A 7828-nucleotide genomic window follows, 5' to 3' on the forward strand; every position below is an offset into this window, starting at 1 on the left:
GGAACAGAGCCGGAACTCGCGTGATCAGAGCCGGTACGGCTTCCATCACGCGAGTTCCGGCTTCCATCACGCGAGTTCCGGCTTCCATCACGCGAGTTCCGGCTTCCATCACGCGGGTTCCCGGAAACCGGCCCGGCTAGGTGGTGAAGTCGAAGCCGCCGGGGCGGTTGTTGCGGTCGGCCAGGAGGCCGGCCAGGGTGGCGAGCGCGATTTCCGGCGGGGTGCGGGAGCCGATGTTCAACCCGACCGGGCGGTGCACGCGGGCGATGGCGTCCTCGGTCACGCCCAGGCCCCGCAGCGCCGCCACGTGCGGGCCCGGGTGACGCGGGTTGCCGAGCACGCCCACCCACCGCGGCTCGCCCTCGAGAGCGGCCTTCAGCACCGGCCCCAGCTCGGGCCGGTGGTGGTCGGTGACGATCACGTCCGCGGACGCGTCGAGGGGCGGCAGCGTCGTCTCCGCCTCGAACCCCTCGGGCACGTCCGTGCCGCGCGCGGCGTCGGGCTCGAACAGCGCCACGTGGTACCCGAGGTCCTTCGCGAACTTCAGCAGGTACCGGGACACCGGCGACGCGAACACCGCCACCAGGGTCCGCAGCCCCGGATCGGCCGGAGCCGTGCCGTGGGCGACGTCGCAGGTCTCGCTCATGCCGACCAGTGTGTCAGCCGCCGGCCTGCTCGCCCACCGTCACGCGGAACTGCCACAGGTCGGTCTTGCCCTTCACGAGCACCAGGTACCCGTCGCTCACGCGCAGCACCAGCCGGTTCTGCGGCGACGACGGCCGCGGCGGCCGGTGCTGCTCGGCGAGCAGGTACGCGTCGCCCTCCGCGCTGCCGCGGTCGGGGTACGGCGTCGCCTCCGCGACACCCCAGCCCCGGCCGTCGCCCGCGCCGCCCTGCTCTTCGACGACCACCCACCACGTCCCGCTCATGCCACTCCGACGCGCCGGGGGCCGCCGGGGTTTCAGAGCTCTTCGAGCACGCTCAGCCGGAAGTGGAACGTCGACGTCCGGCCCTCGACGATCACCAGGTACCCGCCCGGGCCGCGCAGCACCTTCCGGGACTTCGGCGACCACGGGTAGGCCGGCTGGTACTCGCGTGCCAGCCGCAGCGCCTCGGCCTCGGCGGACGCCTGGTCCGGCTGGGAGAACGTCTCCGACAGCGACCAAGTCCGGTTGTCACCCATGCCGCGCTGCTCTTCGACGACCACCCACCACATCTCAGACCTCCGGCTCCGCGAATTCGAAGTACTCCGGCAACGGCGCGGTCCCCGCGAGGCGGAAGTACCGCACCTTCCGCCGCCGCCGCAGCCGCAGCGTGTCGCGGACGGCGTCGTTGTGGACGCGGCGGGCGATCACCACCCGGTGCTCGGCGTCGGTCAGTTCCTCGGCCAGCTCGGCCGGCAGGCCCGTCCGGTCGACGCGGCCCAGCCGCAGCGTCAGCTCGTTCTCCGCGGCTTCGCGCTCGGCCCGGGGCGCCGCTTCGGCGCGTTCGGCCGATGTCCGCAAGCCCGTGTCGGCCAGCACCAAAGCGACCGCGCGCGCCACCACCGCCCGGCGCGCCAGCGCCGAGTCCAGCGCGGCCCAGCCGGCGTCCGTGCGGATGTGCAGCCGATCCAGCCGGTTCGCCGTCGCCACCAGGAAGAGCCCGCCCAGCACCAAAACCATGGCCAGCACCGACAGCCAGCCGAGCACGCTCACCGGGCGAGCTCCCGCTCCGGCGCCGCGACCCGCCGGGGGTCGGCGGCGACGGCCGTCTCGTAGACGCGCAGCACCTGCGTGGCCACCACCGACCAGTCGTACATCGTGACGCGCTCCCCCGCCGCCGCGGCCAGCGACGCCCGGCGCGCCGGGTCGCCGAGCAGCTCGCGCAGCCCGTCCGCGAGCGCGGCCGGGTCACCGGTCTCCACGAGCAGCCCGGCGCGGCCGTCGTCGAGCACCCGCCGGAACGAGTCGAGCCCGCTGGCCAGCACCGGGGTCCCGGCCGCCATCGCCTCGGTGAGGATCATGCCGAAGCTCTCACCGCCGGTGTTGGGCGCGCAGTAGACGTCGACGCTGCGCAGCGCCTGGGCCTTCACGTGGTCGTCGGCCTGGCCCAGCAGCTCCAGGTGCGGGGCCAGCTGCGGCCCGGCGTCACGGCGCAGCTGGTCTTCGTCGCCTCGGCCGACCACGACCAGCCGCAGGTCCTCGAACTCCGGGAGGATCCGCCGCAGCGCCTCCAGCAGCACCCCCATGCCCTTGCGCGGCTCGCCGAACCGGCCGACGAACCCGACCGTGCCGCCGGCCCGCGGGTAGCCGGGCAGCGGCAGCGCCGAGGAGAAGAACTCGACGGCGACGCCGTTGGGGATCTCCACGGCGTCGCCGCCCGCGTGCTCGACCTGGACCCGGCGGGCCAGCGCGGACACCGCGATCCGCGCGGTGATCTTCTCCAGCAGCGGCCGCAGCACCGGCTGGAACGCCGACAGCGTGCGCGAGCGGGTCGTCGCGGTGTGGAACGTCGCCACGATCGGGCCGTCCGCGATGAGCAGCGCGAGCAGCGAAAGGCTGGGCGCGGCGGGCTCGTGCAGGTGCAGGACGTCGAAGTCGCCGTCGCGGATCCAGCGCCGCACCCGCGCGTAGGACACCGGGCCGAACTGCAGCCGCGCGACCGAGCCGTTGTACGGGATGCCGAGCGCCTTGCCCGCGGGGTGCACGAACTCGGGCAGCTCGGCGTCGTCGTCCGCGGGCGCCAGCACGGACACCTGGTGCCCGCGCGCGAGCAGCGCCTTCGTCAGGTCGATCACGTGCCCCTGGACCCCGCCGGGCACGTCGAAGGAGTAGGGGCACACGATCCCGACCCGCATCGGCCGCGTGGCCACCGCTCAGCTCGCTTCTTCGAGGCTGACCCGCTCGGCGGCCTCGAGGTCGGCGGGCCAGAACTTCTGCACCATGTGCCAGTCGGCCGGGTGCGCGGCGATGTCGCCGGCGAAGATGTCGGCCAGGGCCTGGGTGGCGGCCGGGACCTCGGCCCGTGCGGTGACCCGGATGCGCGGGTGCAGCCGGATCTGCCAGCCGTCCTCGGTGAACCAGCAGCCGGCCGGGATCAGCGCCGCGCCGGTCGTCGCCGCCAGCCGGGCCGGGCCGCCGGGCAGCCGGGCCGGTTCGCCGAAGAACTTCACCGGGATGCCGCTGGTGGTGAGGTCGCGGTCGCCGACCAGGCAGACGGCCTTGTTCTCGCGCAGGCGTTTCAACAGCACGCGCATCGCCGAGCTGTCCCCGGTGAGCGGCACGATCTCGAAGCCGAGCGACTCCCGGTACTCGACGAACCGCCGGTAGAGCGACTCGGGCTTGAGCCGTTCCGCCACGGTGGTGAAGCCGCCGAGGTAGTCGGCCAGCCAGACGCCGGCGACGTCCCAGTTGCCGCTGTGCGGCAGGGCCATCACCGCGCCGTTGCCCTCGGCCAGCGCCGCGTCGAGGTTTTCCACGCCGGTGATCGAGGCCGCGACCTTCGCGCTGACCTCCTTGTGGTCCATCGACGGCAGCCGGAACGTCTCGTGCCAGTACCGCGCGTACGAGCGCATCGCGCGCCGCGTCAGCTCGTCGAGCTCGACCGGGTCGGCCTGGGGCACCACCCGGGCGAGGTTCGCGCGCAGCTGCCGCACGCCCCCGCCGTCCCGGCGGACGGCCAGGTCGGCGCCGAGCGAGAAGACCGTGCCGCCGAACCCGGCGGGCAGCCAGCCGGCCAGCTTCCACCCGGCCGCGTAGCCGAACGCGCTCAGCCGCTCGGTCAGCCCGCTCATGCCGGTTGCTCCCCCGGAGCGGCCTCGCGGGCCGCCTTCGCCACGGCGGCGAAGCGCTGCACCAGGGTGACGACCGATCCGGCGGCGAGCAGCCAGAGCGTCACGTCCACGGTGTACGGGATGCCGAAGCCGTGCAGGCCGGTGCCGACCAGCGCGATGATCAGCCGCTCGGCGCGTTCGACGAGGCCGCCGTCGACCGGCAGGCCGGAGGCGTCGGCCCGGGCCTTGACGTAGGAGATCACCTGGGCGAGGACCAGGCACAGCAGGGCCGCGGCAGCCGCCGGGTGGTTGTCGTCGACGACGAAACACCACCAGGCGATGGCCGCGAACAGGGCACCGTCCACCAGCCGGTCGCAGGTCGCGTCGAGCACCGCACCGAACGGGGTGCCGTAGCCGCGGGCGCGGGCCATGGCGCCGTCGAGGATGTCGAGCATGGCGAAGCCCCACACCGTGAAGGTGCCCCACAGGAGGTGGTCGGTCGGGAAGAAGACCAGGGCGCAGACCACCGCGCCGGCGGTGCCGAACACGGTCATGACGTTCGGGGTCAGCCCGGCGCGGACCAGCGCCTGGCCGATCGGATCGGTGACGCGGGAGACGGAGGCACGCGCGAAGATATTGAGCATCGGTTCGTCGAGGCACCTGGCTACGAGGGTCGGGTGGGCGATGGCAGCCTATCCACCCACCTGCGAAGCCCCGACGCGCCGCCCCGGGTCAGCCCGATTTCGTGAGCTCGCCCTCGTGCTCCTTCGCCGCTTCGGCAGCCGCGGCGGCGGCGCACTTCGGCGTCAATCGACGGCGGATGGCCGCGCTGATCTCGCCGAGCGCGGTGACCTGCTCCGGCGTCAGCGGGTCGAACAGGCTTTCCCGGACGGCTTCGACGTGCCCGGGCGCGGCCGCCTCGAGCGCTGCGAAACCGGCGTCGGTCAGCACCGCCCAGGCGCCGCGCTTGTCGGTCGGGCACGCCTCGCGCCGCACCCAGCCGTTCGCCTCCAGCCGCGCGACGGCGTGCGAAAGGCGGCTGCGGGACGCTTGCCGGGCGTCGGCGAGCTCGCTCATCCGCAGCCGGCGGCCGGGCGCTTCGGAGAGGGCGACGAGGACTTCGTAGTAGGTGTGCGGCATGCCCGAGTCGTGCTGCAGCTGACCTTCGAGGTGCGCGCTGAGCATGCGGGTGGCCGCGTTGAACTCACGCCAGACGCGCTGTTCGTCGTCGCTGAGCCATCGGGTTCCGGACATAACCCCATCATACTCTCGGTTGAACACTCAATCAGGAGTTTTCCCCGGTCGGAGCGGCGATGGTCCGGACGAGTGCGGGCCGGAGGTCACCAGGCGCCGGCGAGCAGGTCCCTCGTCTCCCCCAGCAGCTGCGGGAGCACCTTCGTCTGGCCGATGACCGGCATGAAGTTGGCGTCCCCGCCCCACCGCGGCACCAGGTGCTGGTGCAGGTGCGCGGCGATCCCCGCCCCCGCGACCACGCCCTGGTTCAGCCCGATGTTGAAGCCGTGCGCGCCGGAGGCCGCGCGGATCACCTTCATCGCGTGCTGCGTGAAGACGGCGACCTCGCGGGTCTCCTCGACCGTCAGGTCGGTGTAGTCCGCGACGTGCCGGTACGGCACCACCATCAGGTGCCCCGGGTTGTACGGGTAGAGGTTCAGCACCGCGAACACGACGTCGCCGCGGGCGACGATCAGGCCGGTTTCGTCGTCCAGCGACGGGATCCGGCAGAACGGGCAGCCGGTCTCCTCGTCGCCGTCCGGCTTGTCCTGACCCTTGATGTAGGCCATCCGGTGCGGGGTCCAGAGGCGCTGGAACGCGTCCTGGACCCCGATGCCCTGCTGCTCGACGAGCTCGGGACCCTCACTCACCGAACGACCGTCTCCAGCGCCTCGGCCGACGGCGACGCGTTCTCGCGGCGCTCGACCCACTCCGCGATCGCCTCGACCGCCTTGTCCACCGGCACGCCGTTGATCTGGCCGCCGTCGCGGAAGCGGAACGACACCGCGCCCGCCTCGACGTCCTTGGCGCCGGCCAGCAGCATGAACGGCACTTTCTGCGTGGTGTGCGTGCGGATCTTCTTCTGCATCCGGTCGTCGCTCGCGTCGACCTCGGCGCGGATCCCCTTGGCGCGCAACGCCTTCTCGATGCCCTGCAGGTGCTCGACCTGGTCGGCGGTGATCGGGATGCCGACCACCTGCACCGGCGCGAGCCACGCCGGGAACGCGCCCGCGTAGTGCTCGGTCAGCACGCCGAAGAAGCGTTCGATCGAGCCGAACAGCGCGCGGTGGATCATCACCGGCCGCTGGCGCGAACCGTCGGGCGCGGTGTACTCCAGCTCGAACCGCTTGTTCTGGTTGAAGTCCAGCTGGATGGTCGACATCTGCCAGGTGCGGCCGATGGCGTCCTTGGCCTGCACCGAGATCTTCGGGCCGTAGAAGGCCGCGCCACCCGGGTCCGGGACCAGCTCGAGGCCGGAGTCGACGGCGGCCTGCCGCAGCGTCTCGGTGGCCTCCTCCCACTCCCAGTCCTCGCCGATGAACTTGTCGGAGTCGCCGCGGGTGGACAGCTCGAGGTAGAAGTCGGAGAGGCCGTAGTCGGCGAGCAGGTCGAGGACGAACTTCAGCAGCGACCGCAGCTCGCCCGGCATCTGCTCCTTGGTGCAGTAGATGTGCGAGTCGTCCATCGTCAGCCCGCGCACCCGGGTGAGGCCGTGCACCACGCCCGACTTCTCGTAGCGGTACACCGTGCCGAACTCGAACAGCCGCAGCGGCAGCTCGCGGTAGGACCGCCCGCGCGAGCGGAAGATCAGGTTGTGCATCGGGCAGTTCATGGCCTTGAGGTAGTAGTTCTCCTCGTCGAACTGCACCGGCGGGAACATCGTGTCCGCGTAGTAGGGCAGGTGGCCGGAGGTGTGGAACAGCTCGCCCTTGCTGATGTGCGGGGTGTTCACGAACTCGTAGCCGGCCTCCTCGTGGCGGCGGCGCGAGTAGTTCTCCAGCTCGCGGCGGATGATGCCGCCCTTCGGGTGGAACACCGGCAGGCCGGAGCCGATCTCCTCGGGGAAGGAGAACAGGTCCAGCTCGGCGCCGAGCTTGCGGTGGTCGCGGCGCTCGGCCTCGGCGATGCGCTCCAGGTAGGCGTCCTGCGCCTCGGTGGATTCCCACGCGGTGCCGTAGATCCGCTGCAGCTGCGGGTTCTTCTCGCTCCCCCGCCAGTACGCGGCGGCGACGCGGGTCAGCTTGAACGCCGGGATGAACTTCGTGGTCGGCACGTGCGGACCCCGGCAGAGGTCACTCCAGACACGTTCCTTGGTGCGCGGGTCGAGATTGTCGTAGATGGTGAGTTCGCCCTCGCCGACCTCCATCACCTCGGAGGTGTCCACTTCGGACTTGAGGTCGACGAGCTCGAGCTTGAACGGCTCGTCCGCGAGCTCCTTCTTGGCCTCGTCGACGGAGTCGAAAACGCGCCGCGAGAACTGCTGGGCGCCCTTCACGATCTGCTTCATGCGCTTTTCGAGCGCCTGCAGGTCTTCGGGGGTGAACGGCTTGTCGACCGCGAAGTCGTAGTAGAAGCCGTCCTTGACCGGCGGGCCGATGCCCAGCTTGGCGTCCGGGAACTGCTGCTGCACCGCCTGGGCGAGCACGTGCGCCGCCGAGTGGCGGATGACGCTGCGGCCGTCCTCGGTGTTCGCGGCGACCGGCTCGACCTCGGCGTCGGCTTCGGGCGCCCAAGCGAGGTCGCGCAGCTTGCCGTCGGCGTCGCGGACCACGACGATCGTGTCCTCGCCCTTGGTCGGCAGACCGGCTTCGCGGACCGCCGCGCCCGCCGTAGTGCCCGCCGGTACCACCACACGGGAGGCGGCCACGGGGGAAACGGGGGGCGACTGGGACACGATCGGCTCCTCAAGCTGGAGTGACAGAGATGACGCCGTCGATGCTAGTCGGCTGCACTCGCGCGCCTCACGCGCGTGGCGCGAACGCCGGACCCGGCGCGGGCCCCCCGGGGGGCGGGCGGGGGGGCGGGGGGGCCGCTGTGGGATGATAAACAAAAACAGCCCCC

General features: G+C 72.0%; 10 protein-coding genes. All 10 read right to left on the reverse strand.

What is annotated here, in order from left to right; translation table 11 throughout:
• Positions 1-136: 136 nt before the first annotated feature.
• The 10 genes from ACFVYA_RS48595 to thrS all read right to left on the reverse strand — a co-directional run bounded on the left by ACFVYA_RS48595 (position 137) and on the right by thrS (position 7661).
• Entirely contained in the window at positions 137-646 is a 510-nt protein-coding gene (locus ACFVYA_RS48595; protein WP_387055290.1) for an XdhC family protein, read from the reverse strand.
• 13 nt (positions 647-659) lie between these two features.
• Entirely contained in the window at positions 660-929 is a 270-nt protein-coding gene (locus tag ACFVYA_RS48600) for a hypothetical protein (protein WP_387055292.1), read from the reverse strand.
• Positions 930-961: 32 nt separating this feature from the next.
• Positions 962-1216 (reverse strand): hypothetical protein, encoded by a 255-nt coding sequence (locus tag ACFVYA_RS48605; protein WP_285990915.1) that lies wholly within the window; start codon positions 1214-1216, stop codon positions 962-964.
• 1 nt (position 1217) lies between these two features.
• Positions 1218-1697: an NUDIX hydrolase gene (locus ACFVYA_RS48610; RefSeq protein WP_387055294.1), complete on the reverse strand. Its 480-nt coding sequence runs from the start codon at positions 1695-1697 to the stop codon at positions 1218-1220.
• Positions 1694-2839, reverse strand: coding sequence for a glycosyltransferase family 4 protein (locus ACFVYA_RS48615; RefSeq protein WP_387055302.1), 1146 nt, complete (start codon positions 2837-2839; stop codon positions 1694-1696). Before ACFVYA_RS48615 ends, ACFVYA_RS48610 begins: the two co-directional genes overlap by 4 nt.
• 18 nt (positions 2840-2857) lie before the next feature.
• Complete coding sequence (locus ACFVYA_RS48620) at positions 2858-3775, reverse strand: phosphatidylinositol mannoside acyltransferase (protein WP_285990913.1); 918 nt, start codon at positions 3773-3775, stop codon at positions 2858-2860.
• Positions 3772-4398 carry a phosphatidylinositol phosphate synthase gene (gene pgsA / locus ACFVYA_RS48625; protein WP_387055296.1) on the reverse strand — a complete coding sequence of 209 codons (627 nt, stop codon included), beginning with the start codon at positions 4396-4398 and terminating at the stop codon, positions 3772-3774. The genes ACFVYA_RS48620 and pgsA overlap by 4 nt, the downstream gene beginning before the upstream one ends.
• 88 nt (positions 4399-4486) lie before the next feature.
• Complete coding sequence (locus tag ACFVYA_RS48630) at positions 4487-5008, reverse strand: MarR family winged helix-turn-helix transcriptional regulator (protein ID WP_387055297.1); 522 nt, start codon at positions 5006-5008, stop codon at positions 4487-4489.
• 86 nt (positions 5009-5094) lie between these two features.
• A complete protein-coding gene (locus ACFVYA_RS48635; protein ID WP_387055298.1) occupies positions 5095-5637 on the reverse strand; it encodes an HIT family protein in 543 nt (180 codons plus the stop codon).
• The gene (gene thrS, locus ACFVYA_RS48640; RefSeq protein ID WP_387055300.1) at positions 5634-7661 is read right to left on the reverse strand and encodes a threonine--tRNA ligase; all 2028 of its coding nucleotides are present in this window, start codon (positions 7659-7661) and stop codon (positions 5634-5636) included. The genes ACFVYA_RS48635 and thrS overlap by 4 nt, the downstream gene beginning before the upstream one ends.
• Between the last annotated feature and the right edge of the window lie 167 nt (positions 7662-7828).

It is taken from the genome of Amycolatopsis sp. NPDC058278 (genome assembly GCF_042881395.1).
GTDB lineage: Bacteria > Actinomycetota > Actinomycetes > Mycobacteriales > Pseudonocardiaceae > Amycolatopsis.

What these genes read in the sequence shown, in the direction of transcription:
- ACFVYA_RS48600 (WP_387055292.1), bottom strand. Translation starts at nt 929, where the DNA reads ATGAGCGGGACGTGGTGGGTGGTCGTCGAAGAGCAGGGCGGCGCGGGC.
- ACFVYA_RS48630 (WP_387055297.1), bottom strand. Translation starts at nt 5,008, where the DNA reads ATGTCCGGAACCCGATGGCTCAGCGACGACGAACAGCGCGTCTGGCGT.
- pgsA (WP_387055296.1), bottom strand. Translation starts at nt 4,398, where the DNA reads ATGCTCAATATCTTCGCGCGTGCCTCCGTCTCCCGCGTCACCGATCCG.
- ACFVYA_RS48605 (WP_285990915.1), bottom strand. Translation starts at nt 1,216, where the DNA reads ATGTGGTGGGTGGTCGTCGAAGAGCAGCGCGGCATGGGTGACAACCGG.
- ACFVYA_RS48615 (WP_387055302.1), bottom strand. Translation starts at nt 2,839, where the DNA reads ATGCGGGTCGGGATCGTGTGCCCCTACTCCTTCGACGTGCCCGGCGGG.
- ACFVYA_RS48595 (WP_387055290.1), bottom strand. Translation starts at nt 646, where the DNA reads ATGAGCGAGACCTGCGACGTCGCCCACGGCACGGCTCCGGCCGATCCG.
- ACFVYA_RS48620 (WP_285990913.1), bottom strand. Translation starts at nt 3,775, where the DNA reads ATGAGCGGGCTGACCGAGCGGCTGAGCGCGTTCGGCTACGCGGCCGGG.